This is a genomic window from Streptomyces sp. CA2R106, from assembly GCF_037034245.1.
Taxonomy (GTDB): domain Bacteria; phylum Actinomycetota; class Actinomycetes; order Streptomycetales; family Streptomycetaceae; genus Actinacidiphila.
In genome coordinates, this window is record NZ_JBAGKC010000012.1 from 18,090 (window position 1) to 37,929 (window position 19,840).

Annotated in this window: 16 protein-coding genes; 12 read left to right on the plus strand and 4 right to left on the minus strand. The window is 73.9% G+C overall.

The features are described from left to right. The first annotated feature begins 80 nt into the window (after nt 1-80). On the plus strand, nt 81-482 hold the full coding sequence (locus WA788_RS19095; protein ID WP_335978875.1) for a helix-turn-helix domain-containing protein: 402 nt from the start codon (nt 81-83) through the stop codon (nt 480-482). 239 nt (nt 483-721) lie between these two features. Further along, nucleotides 722-1,192: a Dps family protein gene (locus tag WA788_RS19100; RefSeq protein WP_335978877.1), complete on the plus strand. Its 471-nt coding sequence runs from the start codon at nt 722-724 to the stop codon at nt 1,190-1,192. A 419-nt stretch (nt 1,193-1,611) separates the two neighbouring features. Here WA788_RS19100 and WA788_RS19105 read toward each other — a convergent pair whose 3' ends face one another. Both WA788_RS19105 and WA788_RS19110 read right to left on the minus strand, forming a co-directional pair. After that, nucleotides 1,612-2,451 (minus strand): DNA-formamidopyrimidine glycosylase family protein, encoded by an 840-nt coding sequence (locus WA788_RS19105; protein WP_335978878.1) that lies wholly within the window; start codon nt 2,449-2,451, stop codon nt 1,612-1,614. Nucleotides 2,452-2,561: 110 nt separating this feature from the next. Next, nucleotides 2,562-7,250, minus strand: a complete 4,689-nt coding sequence (locus WA788_RS19110; RefSeq protein WP_335978880.1) for an ATP-dependent helicase — start codon at nt 7,248-7,250, stop codon at nt 2,562-2,564. A 92-nt stretch (nt 7,251-7,342) separates the two neighbouring features. On the opposite strand from WA788_RS19110, the gene WA788_RS19115 reads away from it, so the two are divergent. From WA788_RS19115 to recX, 7 genes are all read left to right on the plus strand, one after another. Then, nucleotides 7,343-8,179 (plus strand): AraC family transcriptional regulator, encoded by an 837-nt coding sequence (locus WA788_RS19115; protein ID WP_335978882.1) that lies wholly within the window; start codon nt 7,343-7,345, stop codon nt 8,177-8,179. Nucleotides 8,180-8,254: 75 nt separating this feature from the next. After that, nucleotides 8,255-8,968 (plus strand): AzlC family ABC transporter permease, encoded by a 714-nt coding sequence (locus WA788_RS19120; protein WP_335978883.1) that lies wholly within the window; start codon nt 8,255-8,257, stop codon nt 8,966-8,968. Then, the gene (locus WA788_RS19125) at nt 8,965-9,282 is read left to right on the plus strand and encodes an AzlD domain-containing protein (RefSeq protein ID WP_335978885.1); all 318 of its coding nucleotides are present in this window, start codon (nt 8,965-8,967) and stop codon (nt 9,280-9,282) included. Before WA788_RS19120 ends, WA788_RS19125 begins: the two co-directional genes overlap by 4 nt. A gap of 40 nt (nt 9,283-9,322) precedes the next feature. After that, nucleotides 9,323-9,517 (plus strand): DUF3046 domain-containing protein, encoded by a 195-nt coding sequence (locus WA788_RS19130; protein ID WP_335978886.1) that lies wholly within the window; start codon nt 9,323-9,325, stop codon nt 9,515-9,517. 83 nt (nt 9,518-9,600) lie between these two features. Continuing rightward, nucleotides 9,601-10,719, plus strand: coding sequence for an AI-2E family transporter (locus WA788_RS19135; RefSeq protein WP_335978887.1), 1,119 nt, complete (start codon nt 9,601-9,603; stop codon nt 10,717-10,719). A 225-nt stretch (nt 10,720-10,944) separates the two neighbouring features. After that, nucleotides 10,945-12,090, plus strand: coding sequence for a recombinase RecA (recA, locus tag WA788_RS19140; RefSeq protein WP_335979102.1), 1,146 nt, complete (start codon nt 10,945-10,947; stop codon nt 12,088-12,090). A 4-nt stretch (nt 12,091-12,094) separates the two neighbouring features. Then, nucleotides 12,095-12,673 (plus strand): recombination regulator RecX, encoded by a 579-nt coding sequence (gene recX, locus WA788_RS19145; RefSeq protein ID WP_335978889.1) that lies wholly within the window; start codon nt 12,095-12,097, stop codon nt 12,671-12,673. Between the two features lie 33 nt (nt 12,674-12,706). Here recX and WA788_RS19150 read toward each other — a convergent pair whose 3' ends face one another. Next, nucleotides 12,707-14,473 (minus strand): FAD-dependent monooxygenase, encoded by a 1,767-nt coding sequence (locus tag WA788_RS19150; protein ID WP_335978891.1) that lies wholly within the window; start codon nt 14,471-14,473, stop codon nt 12,707-12,709. A gap of 366 nt (nt 14,474-14,839) precedes the next feature. On the opposite strand from WA788_RS19150, the gene WA788_RS19155 reads away from it, so the two are divergent. Then, nucleotides 14,840-15,589: a response regulator transcription factor gene (locus tag WA788_RS19155; protein ID WP_335978893.1), complete on the plus strand. Its 750-nt coding sequence runs from the start codon at nt 14,840-14,842 to the stop codon at nt 15,587-15,589. Between the two features lie 22 nt (nt 15,590-15,611). Next, a complete protein-coding gene (locus WA788_RS19160; protein WP_335978894.1) occupies nt 15,612-17,048 on the plus strand; it encodes a sensor histidine kinase in 1,437 nt (478 codons plus the stop codon). A gap of 90 nt (nt 17,049-17,138) precedes the next feature. Here the strand turns inward: WA788_RS19160 and WA788_RS19165 are convergent, their stop codons facing one another. Then, the gene (locus tag WA788_RS19165; RefSeq protein ID WP_335978895.1) at nt 17,139-18,149 is read right to left on the minus strand and encodes a TAXI family TRAP transporter solute-binding subunit; all 1,011 of its coding nucleotides are present in this window, start codon (nt 18,147-18,149) and stop codon (nt 17,139-17,141) included. Between the two features lie 147 nt (nt 18,150-18,296). Between WA788_RS19165 and miaB the strand changes: the two genes are divergently transcribed. After that, nucleotides 18,297-19,817: a tRNA (N6-isopentenyl adenosine(37)-C2)-methylthiotransferase MiaB gene (gene miaB / locus WA788_RS19170; RefSeq protein WP_335978896.1), complete on the plus strand. Its 1,521-nt coding sequence runs from the start codon at nt 18,297-18,299 to the stop codon at nt 19,815-19,817. Nucleotides 19,818-19,840: the final 23 nt, after the last annotated feature.

The window sequence follows — 19,840 nt, forward strand, 5'->3', positions numbered from 1 at the left end:
GCTCCCCGCACGGGCGGTGCCCGAGGCGGTACGGTGGGGCGAGAAGGTTGCGGATCCGCGGTCCGAGGAGGGAGCCACCGATGATCCTGCTCCGTCGCCTGTTGGGTGACGTGCTGCGTCGGCAGCGCCAGCGCCAGGGCCGCACTCTGCGTGAGGTCTCGTCGTCGGCCCGGGTGTCCCTGGGCTATCTCTCCGAGGTCGAGCGGGGGCAGAAGGAAGCGTCCTCCGAACTGCTCTCGGCGATCTGCGACGCCTTGGACGTGCCGATGTCCGAGGTGATGCGCGAGGTCAGCGACGACCTGTCGCTCGCGGAGCTGGCACAGTCCGCGGCCGCCGAGACCCCGGCCGCGCCGATGCGGCCGCTGCTGGGTGCGGTCACGTCCGTCACCTCCGTCACGGCCGTGCCGTCCGCGCCGGACGAACGGATCACCATCAAGGCGCCGAAGAAGTCCGCGGAAGCCGTGGACGTCGTCGCCGCCTAGAAGCTCTTCGAGCTCTTCGCGTGGGCCCCGCCCCGGGACGTCAGTGTCCCGGGGCGGGGCTTCGCGCGTTTCGGGGTGCGTGCGTACGCGTGCTTGCGGGTGCTTGCAGGTGCTTGCGGGCGGGGGCCGGCCGGGGCGCTGTCTTTTGCCATGTGTGGTGCGCGGATGCAGGGTAGGCGAAGAGGGTCGGAACGGGATCAGCCAGACCCCAACGCGTCGATCCGCGAGGAGACAAGCGCATGACTGTCGTGAAGAGCCCGCTGGCCGAGCAGGACCGCAAGACCGTCGGTGACGCCCTCCAGGGTGCCCTGGTGGACCTGATCGACCTGTCGCTCCTGGCGAAGCAGGTGCACTGGAACGTCATCGGTCCCCGCTTCCGCTCCATCCACCTCCAGCTCGACGACGTGGTGGATGCCGCCCGCACCGCCTCCGACACCGTCGCCGAGCGCGCCTCGGCGATCGGCGTGAGCCCCGACGGCCGTGCCGGCAGCGTCGCCAAGACCAGTGGCATCGACACGGTCACCGACGGGTGGGTCAAGGACAGCGAGGTCGTCGAGATCATGGTCGCCGCCCTCGACGCCTGCATCACCCGGATGCGTGAACGCATCGAGAGCACGGACAAGCCGGACCCGGTCACCCAGGACATCCTCATCGGCATCACCGCCGACCTGGAGAAGTTCCACTGGATGTTCCAGGCGGAGAACGTCTGAGGCGCCGTGCACGGCACTCGGAAGACCCGCACGCGGCGGGCGAGGGCGCGGGCGGGACGGCGGCCCGGCCCGGGGCCGATAGCCGCGCCGCCTCCGGACATGGCGCCTGCGACCGTGGCGGCCGGGGCCAGGGGCGGAGCCGGGGTCGGGGCCGGGTCCGAGGGCGTGGGCAGGGCCCGGCGCGGGAAGGGCGTCCGCACCGCGCTCGCCGTCACGTGCGGGGCTCTGTGGTGGCTGGCGGTCCTGCGGTTCGGGCTGCCGCGTCCCGGCGCCTCCGGCGGCCCGGTCGGCGGTCTGCACGCCGCGATCGTCGCCGGCGGCTGGAGCCTCGGGCTCATCCCAATGCACGCGGTGCCCGTACGGCGTCGCGCCAAGCCGCCCACCGCCCCCGCGGCGGCGGGCCACGGTCCGCCCGGCGGTCAGCCTCCGGGCGGTACGGACCCCGTACCAGGGCTCTGACCTGGTGCGGGGCCGCGCTGGCAGCGCGGGCACCAGTAGGCGACCCGATCCTGCGACTTCGCCTGCGACCCGTGCCGGGCCGACCTGATCGCGGTGCCGCACCGCAGGCACGGCTGGTGCTCCCGCCCGTAGACCCAGTGGGTGCGCCCGCGCCGGGTGTCCCCGGTCGTGACATGGCCGGGGCGTGCCCTGTTCGCCACCAGCAGCCTTCGGGCCAGCGCCACCAGCCGCTCCGGCGCCGGCACGTCCCGGACCGGTGTCCAGGGTGTCACCCCGCGTAGGAAGCACAGCTCGGCGACGTAGACATTGCCGACCCCGGCGAGATTCCGCTGGTCCAGCAGCGCCTCCCCGAGCGGGCGGTCCGGGTCCGCCACCAGCCGGGCGGCCGCCTCGGCCGCGTCCCAGTCCGGCCCGAGCAGGTCCGGCCCGAGGTGGCCGACCGCCTCGCCCTCCTCCTCGGTACGCAGCAGCTCCAGCACCGGCAGCCGGTAACCCACCGCGACCCGCCCGGCCGTCCCGAGCACCGCCCGCACCTGGTGCACCGGGCCGCCCCGCCAGCGCTCCCCGGCCCCGTACACATGCCACGCCCCCTCCATCCGCAGATGGCTGTGCAGCGTCAAGCCGCCCTCGAGCCGCGCCATCAGGTGCTTGCCGCGCGCCACCACCTCCAGTACCTGCCGTCCGACCAGGTCCACGGTCGCCAGCTTCGGCACGCGCAGGTCCGCCCGCACGAGCGGCTGCCCGGCCAGCGCCGCGTGCAGCCGGTGGGCGGTCAGCCAGACCGTGTCTCCTTCGGGCACCCCTCCATGATGCCTGGGACGCGGGAACCCGTGTTCCGAGCGGAGTGCAGGGGAGCCGAGCCGAGGGGAGCCGAGCCGAGCTGGGCGCGCCCGGGCCGCGGTGGGCCCCGCTAGCGACTCTCCCGCAGCCGCAGCCCGCGGGGGGTGGCGTGGAAGCCCGCCGCTTCCAGGGCCCGGCCCAACGGCGAGGTCAGCGCCGACTCGCCGTTGGCCCGCTCCACCGTCACCCGGCCCAGCGCACCTTCCCGGACCGCGAGCGCGAGGGCGTCCGCCGCGGCCGCGACCCGTATCTCGTCCAGCGGCCAGGCCAGCAGGGTCTTGCCGCCGCGCTCCACATAGAGGGTCAGCTCGCCGTCGGTGAGCACCACCAGGGCGCCCGCCTTGCGCCCGGGTTTGTGGGAGACGCCCGCCGGCTGCTCCGGCCACGGCAGCGCGGCGCCGTACGGATTGGCGGGGTCCGCGGCGGCCAAAACCACGGTGCGGGACTGGTCGGGATGTCCCTCCTGCCGTTCCCGCGCGGTGTTCAGCGCGCGCAGCCGGTCCACCGCCCCGTCCATCGCGAACTGCGCCGCGCCCAACCCCTCGACCACATAGCCCCGCCGGGCCTGCCCGGTCTCCTCGAACGCCGCCAGCACCCGGTACGCCGCCGAGAAGCCGCCCGCCACCCCCTCGGCCGCCACCGCGCCCCGGGTGATCACGCCGTGCCGGTCCAGCAGGGTGTGGGTCAGCGCGTGCGCCCGCAGGGTCGGATCGGCCTCGGGCGTGGGAACCAGGGACCAGCGGCCCGCGGTGGTGGGCGGCCCGGACCGGGAGGCGGTGGCGCGCGGCGAGCGGGCCGAGGCGAGCGCGCTGTACCGGCCGCGCGGCACCGAACGCGGTGCCCGGTGCGCGGTCGCCCCCGCAGTGCGGCCCGAGCCGAGCAGAGCCCGCAGCGGGGCGAGCGTGTCATTCGTCAGCCGTCCCGACCAGGCCAGGTCCCATACCGCGTCGGCCAGTTCCGGATCGCTCGCCGACAGCCCGGCGGCCCGCACCTGCTCCCCGATCTGCCGGAAGAACAGGCCGTACCCGCCGGACAGCGCGCCGAGGACCGCCGTGTGCAGCTCCGTCAGCTCCAACGGCTGCGGCTGCGGCAGCAACAAGGGCGCACTTTCGGACAAATACAGCGAGACCCAACCGTCCTTGCCGGGCAGCGGCCCCGCCCCGGCCCACAGCACCTCGCCGGACGCCGTCAACTCGTCCAGCATCGCCGGGGTGTAGCCCGCCACCCGGGACGGCAGCACCAGCTTCTCCAGTGCCGACGCCGGCACCGCCGCGCCCTGCAACTGCTCCACCGCCCGCGCGAGCCCGTCCATGCCCCGCAGACCATGGGTGCCGACATGCTGCCACTGGGGCAGGAACACCCCGAGCGTGGCCGGGGGCACCGGTTCCAACTCCTGCCGCAGCGCGGCGAGCGAACGGCGCCGGAGCCTGCGCAGCACCCCCGCGTCGCACCACTCCTGGCCGGCCCCGCCGGGACGGAACTCGCCCTGCGCCAGCCGCCCCGCCGCCGCCAGCCGGTGCAGCGTGCCGTCCGCCACGGCCCCGCCCAGCCCGAACCGCGCCGCCGCCTCGCCACTGGTGAACGGGCCGTGCGTGCGCGCGTACCGCGCCAGTAGGTCTCCCAGCGGGTCCTTGACCCGCTCGGTGAACGCCACCGGCACACCCACCGGCAGCGCGGTGCCCAACGCGTCCCGCAGCCGCCCGGCGTCCTCCACCGCCGCCCAGTGCTCCTCCCCGGCGATCCGCACCCGGATCGCGCGCCTGGCCGCTTCCAGTTCGGCCGCCCACTGCTCCTCCGCCCCCCGCACCGCCAACTCGGTGCCCGTCAGCGGGCCGAGCACCCGCAACAGGTCCGCGACCCCCTCCGCGTCCTTGACCCGGCGGTCCTCGGTGAGCCACTGCAACTCGCTGTCCAGATCGGCCAGCACGTCCGGGTCGAGCAACTCGCGCAGCTCCGCCTGCCCCAGCAGCTCCGCGAGCAACCGCGAGTCCAACGACAGTGCGGCCGCCCGGCGTTCGGCGAGCGGTGAGTCGCCCTCGTAGAGGAACTGCGCGACATAGCCGAACAGCAGCGAGCGGGCGAACGGGGACGGTTCCTGCGTGGTCACCTCCACCAGCCGGACCCGCCGCGCCTCGATGTCGCCCATCAGCTCCACCAGGCCCGGCACGTCGAACACGTCCTGGAGGCACTCGCGGATCGCCTCCAGCACGATCGGGAACGACCCGAACTCCGACGCCACCTGGAGCAGTTGCGACGCCCGCTGCCGCTGCTGCCACAGCGGTGTCCGCCGGCCGGGGCTGCGGCGCGGCAGCAGCAGCGCCCGCGCCGCGCACTCCCGGAACCGCGAAGCGAACAGCGCGGACCCGCCCACCTGGTCCGTCACCAGCTGCTCGACCTCGCCCTTGTCGAAGGCCACGTCGCCCGCGCCCACCGGCGACTGCTCCGGATCGAACTCCGCGCCCCCCGCCATCGGATCGGTGTCCAGCAGGTCCAGGCCCATCAGGTCGGCGTCCGGCAGGCGCAGCACGATCCCGTCGTCGGCGTGCATGGCCTGCGCGTCCAGTCCGTAGCGCTCCTGGAGCCGGGCGCCCAGCGCGAGCGCCCACGGCGCGTGCACCTGGGCGCCGAACGGGGAGTGGATGATCACCCGCCAGTCGCCCAGCTCGTCCCGGAACCGCTCCACGACGATGGTGCGGTCGTCCGGGACATGACCGCACACCTGCCGCTGCTCCGCGAGGTACGACAGGACGTTGCCGATCGCCCACGGGTCCAGTCCGGCCGCCCCCAACCGCTGCCGGGCCGCCTCGTCGGACAGCGCGCCGACCTCCCGCAGCCACCGGCCCAGGGCCCGGCCCAGTTCCAGCGGCCGCCCCAGCTGGTCGCCCTTCCAGAAGGGCAGCCGCCCCGGCACTCCGGGGGCGGGGGAGACCAGGACCCGGTCGCGGGTGATGTCCTCGATCCGCCACGACGTGGTGCCCAGGGTGAACACGTCGCCCACCCGGGACTCGTACACCATCTCCTCGTCCAGCTCCCCGACCCGGCCACCGCCCTTCTTCGGGTCCGCCCCCGCCAGGAAGACCCCGAACAGCCCGCGGTCCGGGATGGTCCCGCCGGAAGTGACCGCCAGCCGCTGGGCGCCCGGCCGGCCGGTGAGGGTGTTGGCCACCCGGTCCCACACCAGACGGGGACGCAGCTCCGCGAACGCGTCCGACGGATAGCGGCCCGCCAGCATGTCCAGCACCGCGGTGTACGCGGAGTGCGGCAGCGACGCGAACGGCGCCGCCCGCCGGACCAGGGCGAGCAACTCGTCCACGTCCCAGGTGTCCAGGGCGGTCATCGCCACGATCTGCTGAGCCAGCACATCCAGCGGATTGGACGGGACCCGCAGCGACTCGATGGCCCCCTCCCGCATCCGCTCGGTGACCACCGCGGACTGCACCAGGTCGCCGCGGTACTTCGGGAAGACCACCCCGGTGGACACCGCCCCCACCTGGTGGCCGGCCCGGCCCACCCGCTGCAACCCCGACGCGACCGACGGCGGCGACTCCACCTGCACCACCAGGTCGACCGCGCCCATGTCGATCCCCAGCTCCAGGCTCGACGTGGCGACCACGGCGGGCAGCCGCCCGGCTTTGAGATCCTCCTCCACCTGCGCCCGCTGCTCCTTGGACACCGAGCCGTGGTGTGCGCGGGCCAGCACCGCGGGCGCGCCCTTGGCGGCACCCGACTGCGCCATGACCTGCGCGGGGGAGTGCGCCTCGGGCAGTTGCCCGCCCTCGGCGCGCTCCTGGCCGATCTCGTTGAGCCGGTTGCACAACCGCTCGGCCAGGCGCCGGGAGTTGGCGAAGACGATCGTGGAGCGGTGCGCCTGCACCAGGTCGGCGATGCGCTCCTCGACATGCGGCCAGATCGACGGCCGCTGCGCGGCGCCCGCGGCCGGGCCGGTGTGCTCCGCGGCGTCCATCACCGGCGAACCGCCCAGCTCGCCCAGGTCCTCCACCGGCACCACCACCGACAGCTCGAACCGCTTCTGGGACGGCGGCTGCACGATCGCGACCCGGCGCTGCGGGGAGAGGAAACGGGCCACCTCGTCCACCGGACGGACCGTGGCGGACAACCCGATCCGGCGGGCCGGCCGGTCCAGCAACCGGTCCAACCGCTCCAGGGAGAGCGCCAGATGGGCGCCGCGCTTGGTGCCCGCGACCGCGTGCACCTCGTCCACGATCACCGTCTCGACCCCGCTGAGGGCCTCCCGCGCGGCCGAGGTAAGCATGAGGAAGAGCGACTCGGGGGTCGTGATGAGGATGTCCGGCGGGCGGGTGGCCAGCGAACGGCGCTCGGCCGCGGGCGTGTCACCGGAGCGGATGCCGACCCGCACCTCCGGCTCGGGCAGTCCGAGCCGCACGGACTCCTGCCTCAGGCCGGCCAGCGGGCTGCGCAGATTGCGCTCCACGTCCACCGCGAGCGCCTTCATCGGCGACACGTACAGCACCCGGCAGCGGCGGCGGGCCTCCGCCGGCGGCGGGGTGGCGGCCAGCCGGTCCAGCGCGGCCAGGAACGCGGCCAGGGTCTTGCCCGAGCCGGTGGGCGCCACGACCAGGACGTCGGAGTCCGCCGCGATGGCGGACCACGCGCCTGCCTGGGCCGCGGTGGGCTCGCGAAACGCTCCCCTGAACCACGCGCGCGTCGCGGGGGAGAAGGAGTCGAGGCTGCTGGACGGATCGGACGGAGGACCGGACGGAGCGGACGGACTGGACATGACCCCATCCTGCCTCGCGGGACCGACACCGCGCCGAAGGCCGCTCGTCCGGCTGTGGACAACTCCTGGCGCGGTCACGCCAGAATGTCCCCATGACCGCGCGTGAGCAGGCCCGATTCTGGGAGCACCCCGATCTTCCCGGAGTCGATCTGCTCCGGGCCCGCTACGTCCGGCACACCTTCTCCCGCCACGTCCACGACAGCTACGTGATCGCGGCGGTCACCGGGGGAGTGCAGGGCACCGGACTGCCCGCCGGCGCCGAGCTGGTCGGCGCCGGCGGCGTCGTCCTGGTCAATCCGGAGGTCCCGCACACCGCGTACGCGGGCGCCGCCGGCGGCTGGAGCTACCGGGTCCTCTACCCGTCGGCGGACGTCGTGTCGGCGGTCGCCGCCGAGACCCGCGGGCTGCGCGGTACTCCTTCCTTCACCGTCCCGGTCGCAGCCGACCCGGCCGCGGCGCGGCTGGTCTCCGCGGTCCACGAAGCGGCCGAGCGGGACGACGCGCTCGCCGCCGAGACGTTCCTGCGCCTGGTGGTGGCACGGCTGCTGGCCCGGCACAGCGCGGACGCCGTGCGCCGCGGCCCGGGCCGTGCGGAAGCCCCCGCAGCCGCCGCCCGGGCCCGCGACCTGCTGGCCGCGAACCTGATCGACCCGCCCGGCCTCGACGCGCTCGCCGCTGCCACCGGCACCGGCCCGTTCGCGCTGCTGCGCGCCTTCAAGGCCGCCTACGGCCTGCCTCCGCACGCGTGGCTGACCGGCGAGCGCGTCCGGACCGCCCGTCGCCTGCTGGACGCGGGCGCCGCCCCGGCCGACGCGGCGGCCGCCGTCGGCTTCACCGACCAGCCCCACCTCAACCGGCACTTCAACCGGATCATCGGTGTGCCGCCCGGCGCGTACCAACGGGACCGGAAGGCCGTACGGGCGCGCTGACCCGCTCCTCGACCGGGCGTTCGGCGCCGCAAGAACGTACAAGACCGGTGGGGACGGCCTTCCTAACCTGATCGAGTGAAAACACAGCAGACAGCCGGGACGGACGCCGAGCGGCCGCCCGCCAGGCCCCGCGCAGCAGTGGTCCGCGACGCCCTGGGCGTAGGGGTCGCCGTCGGACTGTCCGGATTCGCCTTCGGAGTGACATCGGCGGGCGCGGGGCTGTCCGTCCTCCAAAGCTGCGTCCTGTCGCTGCTCGTCTTCACCGGGGCCTCGCAGTTCGCCCTGGTGAGCGCGCTCGGCGCGGGCGGCAGCCCGTTCGCGGCGGCCGCCGGGGCGTTCTTCCTGGGCACCCGCAACGCCTTCTACGGCCTGCGGCTCTCCCAGCTCCTGCGCCTGCCCGCGGCCGTACGCCCCTTCGCCGCCCAGTGGGTCATCGACGAGACCTCGGCGGTGACCCTCGCCCAGCGCGGGCAGGCCGCCGCCCGACTCGGCTTCACCGTCACCGGCGCGAGCCTGTACGTGCTGTGGAACCTCACCACGCTGCTCGGGGCCCTGGGAGCGTCGGCGCTCGGTGACCCCGACGCCTGGGGGCTGGACGCGGCCGGGCCGGCCGTCTTCCTGGCCCTGCTCGCCCCCATGGTCAAGGGCCGCACCGAGCGGATGGTGGCCGCGCTCGCCGTCCTGCTCGCGCTGGCCTGCCTGCCGCTGCTGCCCGCCGGCGTGCCGGTGCTGGTCGCGGCCCTGGCCGCCCCGCTGGTGCTGGCCGTGCGGAAGGAGGGTGCGCGATGACCGGGCCGGAAGGCGTCTGGACCGCCATCGCGGTGACGGCCCTGGGCTGCTACGGGGTGAAACTCCTCGGCCTGTCCGTGCCCGCAGGGCTCCTGGAGCGGCCGCTCGTCAAGCGGCTGGCCGCGCTGGTGCCGATCGCGCTGCTCGCCGCGCTGACCGCGCTGCAGACCTTCGGCACCGACGCCCTGCGCCTCGCGGTCGACGCACGGACCGCGGGCTTGGCGGCGGCGGCCGTCGCCCTCTTCCTGCGCGCGCCGTTCCTCGTGGTGGTCGCGGCCGCGGTCCTGGTCACCGCCGCGGTACGGGCGGTGTAGACCGTACGGGTACCGCCCGCGCCGGGGGATACTGGCACCCATGCGGCTGACGATGTTCTGGGAGCGGATGCGCGCGCAGTTCGGCGACACCTACGCCGACTCCTTCGCGCGCGACCATGTGATGTCCGAGCTGGGCGGCCGTACGGTCGTCCAGGCGCTGGAGGACGGCTGGGAGGCGAAGGACGTCTGGCGGGCGGTCTGCGTGGCCATGGACGTGCCTGCCGCGCGGCGCTGACCCTCCACCCGGAACGGCCACCCGGAATGGTACGAATGCCCCTATAGCAGGACTTGGCCGCAGGCAGGGCACAGACTTGCCCTGTGGCGGCACATGACGAGTCCTCCGGCCCGGCGCCTGATGCGCCCGGCGCCGGACCGCAGCCGCCCCGCGCGCGGATGCCGCGCTGGCTGCCCCGCGCGCTCCTCCTCGGCCTCGCCCTCTTCGCCTGCTACCAACTCGCGCACTGGGTCTTCGACCGGCTCGTCGGCCTGCTCGTCAACGTCCTGGTCTCGTTCTTCTGCGCGCTGGCCGTCGAGCCCGCGGTGGACTGGATGTCCCGGCGCCGCATCCGCCGGGGGCTGGCCACCGGCATCGTGATGCTCGTGCTGCTGCTGGCCGCGGCGGGATTCCTGCTGGCGGTCGGCTCCTTGCTGGTCGACCAGGTCGGCGCCATCGTCCGCAACCTGCCGCAGTACGCCGACGACGTGGTGCGGTGGATCAACCGCACCTTCCACACGCACATCGACACCGGCGGCAAGCTGCACGACCAGGTGCTCCACTCCAACTGGGTGCGCTCCTACCTCACCAGCGGAGCCGCCAGCGTGTGGGGCATCTCGACCACGGTCCTCGGCACGGTCTTCCAGGTCTTCACCGTGGTGCTGTTCACCTTCTACCTGGCCGCGGACGGGCCCCGGCTGCGCCGCACGCTGTGCTCCATGCTGCCGCCCGCGCATCAGGCCGAGGTCCTGCGCGCCTGGGACATCGCGGTCGCCAAGACCGGCGGCTACCTCTACTCACGGGCCCTGATGGCGGTGATCTCCGGGCTCGCCCACTACATCCTCTTCCAGGTGCTCGGCGTCCCCTACGCCCCGGCGCTCGGGGTCTGGGTGGGCCTGGTCTCGCAGTTCATCCCCACCGTCGGCACCTATCTGGCCGGCGCCCTGCCGATCCTCATCGCGTTCGCCGAGGACCCGTGGGACGCGCTGTGGGTGCTGTGCTTCGTCGTGGTCTACCAGCAATTCGAGAACTACCTGCTCCAACCGCGGATCACCGCGCGTACGGTGGACATCCATCCGGCGGTCGCCTTCGGCTCGGTGATCGCCGGGACGGCGCTGCTCGGCGCGGTCGGGGCGCTCATCTCCATCCCGGCCACCGCCACGCTCCAGGGCTTCTTCACCACCTACATCAGGCGCTACGAGGTCGTCGACCCCCGGGCGTGAGGCCGGGCGCGCGGCGGGTCGCTTGACACAAAAATCGAACATCCATTCATATGGATGGTGTCCGGCGGGCTTTCCGCCGCGGCGGCGCGAACTCCGGCCGGTGCCGGTCGCAGATGTCGGCCGGAGTTGTCCACAGGTCCGGGGCGACGTGCGAGCGCGTTGTCAGTGCCAGGCGCTAGCGTCATGGACGTGAAGCGATCGAACCAGACATCCCGGGTGGAGTCCATGGCAGGAAACGACCGCGAGAAGGCGCTCGACGCCGCGCTCGCGCAGATTGAACGGCAGTTCGGCAAGGGCGCCGTCATGCGGCTGGGCGACCGGCCGAACGAGCCCATCGAGGTCATCCCGACCGGGTCGACCGCGCTGGACGTGGCGCTCGGCGTCGGCGGGCTGCCCCGCGGCCGCGTCGTGGAGGTGTACGGCCCGGAGTCCTCCGGCAAGACCACCCTCACCCTGCACGCGGTGGCCAACGCCCAGCGGGCCGGCGGCACCGTGGCCTTCGTGGACGCCGAGCACGCCCTCGACCCCGAGTACGCCAAGGCGCTCGGTGTCGACGTCGAGAACCTGCTGCTCTCCCAGCCGGACACCGGCGAGCAGGCGCTGGAGATCGTGGACATGCTGGTCCGCTCCGGCGCCATCGACCTCATCGTGATCGACTCCGTGGCAGCCCTCGTGCCGCGGGCCGAGATCGAGGGTGAGATGGGCGACTCCCACGTCGGCCTCCAGGCCCGCCTGATGAGCCAGGCGCTCCGGAAGATCACCAGCGCGCTCAACCAGTCGAAGACCACCGCGATCTTCATCAACCAGCTCCGCGAGAAGATCGGTGTGATGTTCGGCTCGCCGGAGACCACCACCGGTGGCCGGGCCCTGAAGTTCTACGCCTCGGTCCGGCTCGACATCCGCCGGATCGAGACGCTCAAGGACGGCACCGAAGCGGTCGGCAACCGCACCCGCGTCAAGGTCGTCAAGAACAAGGTCTCGCCGCCCTTCAAGCAGGCCGAGTTCGACATCCTCTACGGCCAGGGCATCAGCCGCGAGGGCGGCCTGATCGACATGGGCGTCGAGCACGGCTTCATCCGCAAGTCCGGAGCCTGGTACACGTACGAGGGCGACCAGCTCGGCCAGGGCAAGGAGAACGTCCGGAACTTCCTGCGGGACAATCCGGACCTCGCCGACGAGATCGAGAAGCGGATCAAGGAGAAGCTCGGCGTCGGCGTGTCGAAGTCCGAGGCGGCGGGCGCCGACGCGGCCGGTGCCACCACGGCGGCCAAGGCCGAGTCCGCCAAGGCAGAACCCGCCAAGGCCGATTCCGCCAAGGCCGAGGTCCCGGCTCCGAAGAAGGCGACCAAGGCCACCGCCGCCAAGGTCTGACGCCATGGAGCGCAAGTCCCAGAGGCGCGGCGGTTCTTCCGAGTCGAGGGCCTCGCGAGAGCCGCCGCTCGATCCCGGTGAGCAGGCGCGGGCGCTGTGCCTGCGCCTGCTCACCGGGACACCGCGCACCCGGCGGCAGCTCGCCGACGCCATGCGCAAGCGGGAGATCCCGGACGACATCGCCGAACAGGTCCTGGAGCGGTTCGAGGACGTCGGCCTCATCGACGACCAGGCGTTCGCCAACGCCTGGGTGGAGTCCCGCCACCGCGGCCGCGGCCTGGCCCGCCGTGCCCTCGCCCGCGAACTGCGCCACCGCGGGGTGGACACGGAGCTGGTGACCGAGGCCGTCGAACTGCTCGACTCCGACCAGGAGGAGGAGACCGCCCGCGAGCTGGTGCGGCGCCGCCTGCCGGGCACCCGCGGTCTGGACCGGGACCGCCGGATCAGGCGCCTCGCGGGCATGCTCGCCCGCAAGGGATACCCGGAGGGCATGTCCCTGCGCGTGGTGCGGGACGCACTGGCCGCCGAGGGAGACGACAGCATCGACGCCGAAGAGGAGCCGTGGGCATGGCAGAGCGAATAGCGGTCGGCGGGCGCGCCGCCGCCACCTGCCAGGTCAGCCGGCCCGCCCGCTGACCTGGTGGCCGGCCGCGCCGCCCCCTGAGCCACCGCCGGGGCGGTCGCCCCCGCCTCCGTCCGCGCCTCCGCTTCCGTCCTCGCCCCCGCGCCGCGCAGCGCCCTCCGCCGGATCGCCCAGCCCGCCGCTCCCGGCAGTGGGCGGACCGCCGCGGGCCAGGTCCGCGTAGGAGTACAGCTCGGCCGGCCGGCAGCCCACCATCGCGGCCACCAGGTGCCCGTCCGGCCTGACCAGAAGTACCGTGTGCGCCGTCGCCCCCGGATAGGTCTCGGTGACCAGCAGCTCCGCCGGAGTGGGCAGTGCGGACACCGCCGAGGCCAGCCGGGGCATCAGCCCGGCGGTCAGCCAGTGCCGGGACTCCCACACCCCGGTGCCGGGCGCGACCAGCACCACGACCAGCCCGCGCCCGAGCCGGTCGCGCAACCGGCCCTGCGTACCGTCCAGCGCGGTGACGGCCACGTCGGCGACCGCCTCACCGGGCCGTGTGTCGCACGCGGCCACCAGCGGCGACACCGACCCGCCCGACCGCCCGGCGCCCCGGGGCGCGGGAACCGACAGCGGCGACCGGCCGTACACCGCCGAAGCGGCCACCCCGCCGCGTCCGAGATAGCTGTCGGTCAGCAACTCGACCTGGCCGCGGGCCGAACCCGACAGCAGGGAGTGGCGGACCGTCTGCCAGGCACCGCTCGACCGCAGCAGCGGAAGGGCCTGGTCAGTGGCGCGCAGCCGCGTACCGGCCGCCCCCCGCCGCTCCGCCTCGTAGCTGTCGAGCAGAAGCTCCGAGGCACCGTCGTGCACGGCGAGCGCCAGCTTCCAGGCGAGGTTCTCGGCGTCCCGCAGCCCCTCCTCGACGCTCTGGGCACCGAGCGCACCCATCAGATGCGCCGCGTCCCCGGCGAGGAAGACCCTCCCGGCCCGCCAACTCCGCGCGAGCCGCTGGTGGACGGGATAGTCGGCCGAGCCCACCAGCTCGTACGGCACCATCTTGCCGCACCAGGCGGTCAGCGCGGCCCTGAGCCGTTCCACCACCGCGTCGGAGGTGAGACGTCCGCCCTGCGCCGGCAGCAGCCAGTCGATCCGCCACCGCCCGTTCGGCAGCGGGCGGGCGGTGATCTCCTGCCCGGCCGAAGCCCCCGGCGGATCGCGGTGCAGCAGCGCCACACCCGGCTCGGGCAGCTCCGCCCGCACCGCGACCACCGCGTGCCGGTCCACCGCCGTACGGCCGGGGAAGCGGACCCCCAGCAGCTTGCGGACCGTGGAGCGCGGACCGTCGCACCCCACCAGGTAACTGCCGCGCCACCACGTCTCCTCAGCGCCCTTGGTGTGCACGGTCACGCCCCGCGCGTCCTGCTCCACCGCGTCCACCCGGCAGCCGGACACCACCCGCACCGCACCGCGGGCCAGCACCGCCGCCCGCAGCCCCTGCTCCAGCAGGTGCTGCGCCACATGGACCGGCGCGCCCGCCGGATCGTCGGCGAAGTCCAGCCGCAGCACCTCGGTACGCCGCCGCAGCGTGCGCCACCCCGTCCACGTCGCGCCGTCGCCTCTCAGGCCCTCGTAGCCGAGGCGTTCCACGAGTGCCGCGGTCGCCGGCCCCAGGACGCAGGTGCGCGCCTGCCGCAGACCCTCGGCGCCGCCGACCACCTCCGCCTCGTCCAGCAGGATCACGGGCACGTCGCGATGGGCCAGCGCGAGGGCGAGGGCCAGACCCACCGGTCCGGCCCCCGCGACGATCACGGGGTCCACGCAGCGGCCCCCGGAAGAGTTGCGGTCACAAAGCGTATGCAACTCACTGCGCCTGCCCACGTCAAGCGACGGTCGCGCCTCGGCGCGGTGCGGGGCGGTTCACAGGGCGCACGCCGGCCGCGCACGCGAGGCATCCGGGGCGCACATCGCGGCGCCGGTCCGCCACCGGCCGCCCCGCCGATCCGTGCCCCGGGTGTCCCCGGCGCGTACCGGCTGGGTAACGGTCCGCCGCCTGGGCCGGTACCCCCTTGACGTGCGGGTCCCGATCGGCGTGGATTCGGTCGACAGGTCCATGACCCACCCGGCGGGCCGGGCGGTGGAATCCCGTCGACGCGAAGGTTCACGCAGATGAGGAGGAGGTGACGCATGCGACTGCTGCTGGTGGAGGACGACGACAGAGTCGCTTCCGCCCTCTCCGCGGTACTCGGCAAACACGGTTTCGACGTGCGCCACGCCCGCAGCGGCGGGGAGGCGATCCAGGCGCTGCTGCCCGACGGCGGCCCGGAGTACGACTGCGTGCTGCTGGATCTGGGACTGCCGGACCAGGACGGCTTCGAGGTGTGCAGCCGCATCCGGCGCCGCAGCGCCACCCCTGTGATCATGGTCACGGCCCGCTCCGACGTCCGGTCCCGCATCCACGGCCTCAACCTGGGTGCGGACGACTACGTGGTGAAGCCGTACGACATCGGTGAACTGCTGGCGCGCATCCACGCGGTGGTGCGCCGCCCGCCGCTGCGGCCGGGCGCCGCCCAGAGCGCGGGGCCGGCCACACCGCCGGGCGGCAGCCCCATGGTGACCCTGCCGGGGGCCGACGGCGCCGCGCCGATGACCCTGGGCGCGGTGGTGATCGAACCGTCGACGCGGCAGGTCACCGTCGACGGCCGGCCGGTGGCACTGACCCGCAAGGAGTTCGACCTGCTCGCGCTGCTCGCCCAGCGGCCGGGGGTGGTCTTCCGCCGCGAGCAGATCATCAGCGAGGTGTGGCGCACCGCCTGGGAGGGCACCGGCCGCACCCTGGAGGTGCATGTCGCGTCGCTGCGGGCAAAGCTGCGCACCCCGGCCATGATCGAGACGGTGCGCGGGGTCGGCTACCGCCTCGTCGTGCCGGCCGGCTGACGCCAGGAGCCCAGGACCGCCCGTGCGCACCCGACTGCTGCCGCTGCTCATCGTGCTGATGGCCGGTGTCCTGCTCGCGCTCGGGTTCCCGCTGGCCGCCAGCCAGGCGGCCGCGCAGCAGCAGCGCGTCGTGGTGGACCGGATCGACGACACGACCCGGTTCGCGGCGCTGGCGCAGTTCGTGACCGCGCGCGACGAGGAGACCGCGGTCGATCCGGAGGACGACGAGCGGCTGCACACCCTGGTGACCGAACTCGACCGCTACGAGCAGCTCTACGGCATCAGGGCCGGGGTGTTCTACCGCGACCGCACCTCGATGGCCGCGGCGCCGCACAACTGGCGGGTCCCCTCCAGCGGGGAGCTGTACGACGCGTACGACTCGGCGCTGCTGGGGCGGCGCGTCCACAACCCGCAGCAGGTGTGGCCGTGGCAGCACCGCCTGCTCGCGATCGCCTCGCCGATCGTGCGGGACGGCGACGTGGTCGCGGTGGTCGTCACGGACTCGCCCACCGGGGCGCTGCGTTCGCGCATCCTGCACGGCTGGCTGCTGCTCGCGGCCGGGGAACTCGCCGCGATGGCCATCGCAGTGCTGCTCGCGGTGCGGCTGACCGCCTGGGTGCTGCGGCCGGTGGCGACCTTGGACCGGGTCACGCACGACATCGCCACCGGCCGGATGAAGTCGCGCGTTCAGCCGTCCGGGGGGCCGCCGGAACTGCGGCGCCTGGTGCGGTCGTTCAACGAGATGGCGGACAACGTCGAAGCCGTGCTGGAGCAGCAGCGCGCCTTCGTCGCCGACGCCTCCCACCAGTTGCGCAATCCGCTGTCCGCGCTGCTCCTGCGGATCGAGCTGCTCGGCCTGGAGCTGCCCGACGGCCACACCGAGGCCGAGTCCGTGAAGGAGGAGGGGCAACGCCTCGCCCAGGTGCTCGACGACCTGCTCGGCCTCGCCGTCGCGGAGAGCTCCGGCAGCCACCTGGCCGTCATCGACATCGCGGAACTCGCCCGGACCCGCGCCGACGCCTGGCGGCCGAGCGGCGAGCGGGAGGGCGTCACCGTGGAGTTCGGGGAGCCGGCGCAGCCGGACGCCACCGGGTGGGCCGACGCGATCGCGCTGTCCAGCGCCCTGGACGCCGTGATCGACAACGCGATCAAGTTCACCCCCGAGGGCAGCTCCGTCACCGTGCGGGTGGTCGTCGACGACGAGCAGGTCGCCGTCGCCGTCGCCGACAGCGGCCCGGGCCTGACCGACGACGAACTCGACCGGGTCGGCGACCGCTTCTGGCGCAGCGCCCGCCATCAGAACGTGCAGGGCTCGGGGTTGGGCCTGTCGATCGCGCGGGCGCTGCTCAGCCAGGGCGGCGGCAGCATCGGGTTCGGCCGCCGGGAGCCGCACGGCCTGGAGGTGCGGCTGGCGGTGCCGCGCCGGGCGCCGGTGACGTCGACTCAGGTGCGGGAGTGAGGACGCGGCGGTGCGCGGGCGGCGCGGCGCCGATGGGGATCGGCGGGGGCGCCCGCGGGGATCAGCGGGCGGCGTGGTGCGCGGACCGGGCTACGGCTTCACGGAGCGGTAGTAGCGCGCGGCGCCCACGTGCAGGGGCAGCGGGTCGGTGAAGACGGCGGTCCGCAGGTCCACCAGCTGAGCGGCGTGCACCACGTTGCCGATGGAGTCCCTGCTGTCGATGACCGCCTTCGTCAGGCGCTGCACCAGACCCGCGTCGGCGTGATCGGTCGTCACCAGCAGGTTCGCGACCGCGATGGTGGCGACGGCCTGGCCGCCCTGAGCGCGGGGGTAGGCGTCGGGCGGCATCATCGCCTGCCGGTAGTACTGCATCTGCGACCCCATGGAGTGCAGCTTGGTCACCAGGTCGCCGAGTTGGACCAGCCGGATGTGGTTGGTCGGGTAGGCCATCGCGCTCACCGCGGCGGTCGGCAGCCCGCCGGACCAGAAGAAGGCGTCCAGCCTGCCGTCGAGCAGCATCGAGGGAGCCTGGTCGATCCCGACCGGCACCGCCGTGACGTCCTTGTCGATGTCCAGGCCCGCGGCCGTCAGCAGCCGCCTGGTGATCAGGTTGACCCCCGAGCCGGCCTGCCCCACGCCGACCCGCAGCCCGCGCAGGTCCCGCGCCGACTGCACGGAGGAGTCGCGGGGTACGACGAGCTGCATGTAGTCGTCGTACAGCCGCGCGCAGGCCCGCAGGTCGTCCTTGTGCGGGCCGTCGTACGAGGCGACGGCGTCGGCGGCGGCGATCGTGAAGTCGGCGCGGCCGTCCGCCACCTGCTCGATGTTCTCCACCGAGCCCTCGGTGTGCTCCAGGTCGACCCGCACCCCGGGAAGCGCGGTGCGCAGGTCCTTCTTGAGCAGCATGCCGTACTTCTCGTAGACCCCGTTGCGCACCCCGGTCGCCAGCGACACCGGTGACTTGGGGTAGGACGGCCCGCCGGTCGGCAGCAGCCACCACAGCAGCAGCGCCAGCGCCGAGGCCGTGGCCAGCAGCACCTGGAGGGCGCGCCGGGTGCCGAGCCGGCGGCCCAGCACGCGGCCGGGGCGGGTGAGGTCCATGGCCCGCGATCCTGCCAGCCGCGCGGCCGGGAAGGAAGACGCGACCTGGGGACCCGTCGCCGCGGGGCGCGGTACGGTGCGCGGCGGCCGCGGGTCCGGCGGCAAACCGGGTTCGGTGATGGCCTGGGCAGCGCCTACCCTGGGTGCATGACCGCGCAGGACACCGCTCTCCAGCGAAGCTACGAGATCCGCACCTATGGGTGCCAGATGAACGTCCACGACTCCGAGCGTCTGGCCGGCCTCCTGGAGGACGCGGGGTACGTACGGGCGCCCGAGGGTGCCGACGGCGCGGACGTCGTGGTCTTCAACACCTGTGCGGTGCGGGAGAACGCCGACAACCGGCTCTACGGCAACCTCGGCCAGCTCGTGCCGAAGAAGGACGCGCGTCCCGGCATGCAGATCGCGGTCGGCGGCTGCCTGGCGCAGAAGGACCGGGACACCATCGTCAAGCGCGCGCCGTGGGTGGATGTCGTCTTCGGCACCCACAACATCGGGCAGCTCCCGGTGCTGCTGGAGCGGGCCAGGATCGCGGACGAGGCGCAGGTCGAGATCGTCGAGTCGCTGGAGACGTTCCCCTCCACGCTTCCTTCGCGCCGCGAGTCGGCGTACGCGGCCTGGGTCGCGATCTCCGTGGGCTGCAACAACACCTGCACGTTCTGCATCGTGCCCGCGCTGCGCGGCAAGGAGAAGGACCGGCGGCCGGGCGACGTGCTCGCCGAGGTGGAGGCCCTGGTCGCCGAGGGCGTCGTGGAGGTCACGCTGCTGGGGCAGAACGTCAACGCCTACGGCTCCGACATCGGCGACCGCGAGGCGTTCGGCAAGCTCCTGCGGGCGACCGGCGCCGTCGAGGGCCTGGAGCGGGTCCGCTTCACCTCCCCGCACCCGCGCGACTTCACCGACGACGTGATCGCCGCCATGGCCGAGACGCCGAACGTGATGCACCAGCTCCACATGCCGCTCCAGTCCGGCTCCGACCGGGTGCTGAAGGCGATGCGCCGGTCCTACCGGCAGGACCGCTACCTCGGCATCATCGAGAAGGTGCGGGCCGCGATGCCGGACGCCGCCATCACCACCGACATCATCGTGGGCTTCCCCGGCGAGACCGAGGAGGACTTCGAGAAGACCCTGGAGGTGGTGCGCCGGGCGCGCTTCGCGCAGGCGTTCACCTTCCAGTACAGCAAGCGCCCCGGCACCCCCGCGGCCGAGATGGACGGCCAGATCCCCAAGGCGGTCGTGCAGCAGCGCTACGAGCGCCTGGTCGCGCTCCAGGACGAGATCTCCTGGGAGGAGAACAAGAAGCAGGTCGGCCGGACCGTGGAGGTGCTCGTCGCCGAGGGCGAGGGCCGCAAGGACGACGCCACCCGCCGGCTGTCCGGCCGCGCTCCCGACAACCGGCTGGTGCACTTCGCCCGGCCGGATCAGGAGCCGGAGCAGGAGATCAGGCCCGGCGACATGGTGACGGTCGAGATCACCTACGGCGCCCCGCACCACCTGCTCGCCGAGCGGCCCCCGCTGGCGGTGCGCCGCACCCGCGCCGGTGACGCCTGGGAGCGGCGCCAGGGCGCTGCCGCGGCCAAGCCCGCGGGCGTGATGCTGGGCCTGCCGACGATCGGGGCGCCCGCACCGGCCCCGGAGCAGGCTGCGACGGGCGGCTGTGCGCTCGGCTGAGGAGCCCGGGCGCCGGGGCCGGT

Coding starts and splice junctions, on each gene's coding strand:
- WA788_RS19115 (WP_335978882.1), top strand. CDS start 7,343: ATGACCGCGCGTGAGCAGGCCCGATTCTGGGAGCACCCCGATCTTCCC.
- WA788_RS19165 (WP_335978895.1), bottom strand. CDS start 18,149: ATGGACCTCACCCGCCCCGGCCGCGTGCTGGGCCGCCGGCTCGGCACC.
- WA788_RS19125 (WP_335978885.1), top strand. CDS start 8,965: ATGACCGGGCCGGAAGGCGTCTGGACCGCCATCGCGGTGACGGCCCTG.
- WA788_RS19095 (WP_335978875.1), top strand. CDS start 81: ATGATCCTGCTCCGTCGCCTGTTGGGTGACGTGCTGCGTCGGCAGCGC.
- WA788_RS19100 (WP_335978877.1), top strand. CDS start 722: ATGACTGTCGTGAAGAGCCCGCTGGCCGAGCAGGACCGCAAGACCGTC.
- WA788_RS19130 (WP_335978886.1), top strand. CDS start 9,323: ATGCGGCTGACGATGTTCTGGGAGCGGATGCGCGCGCAGTTCGGCGAC.
- recA (WP_335979102.1), top strand. CDS start 10,945: ATGGCAGGAAACGACCGCGAGAAGGCGCTCGACGCCGCGCTCGCGCAG.
- recX (WP_335978889.1), top strand. CDS start 12,095: ATGGAGCGCAAGTCCCAGAGGCGCGGCGGTTCTTCCGAGTCGAGGGCC.
- WA788_RS19110 (WP_335978880.1), bottom strand. CDS start 7,250: ATGTCCAGTCCGTCCGCTCCGTCCGGTCCTCCGTCCGATCCGTCCAGC.
- miaB (WP_335978896.1), top strand. CDS start 18,297: ATGACCGCGCAGGACACCGCTCTCCAGCGAAGCTACGAGATCCGCACC.
- WA788_RS19155 (WP_335978893.1), top strand. CDS start 14,840: ATGCGACTGCTGCTGGTGGAGGACGACGACAGAGTCGCTTCCGCCCTC.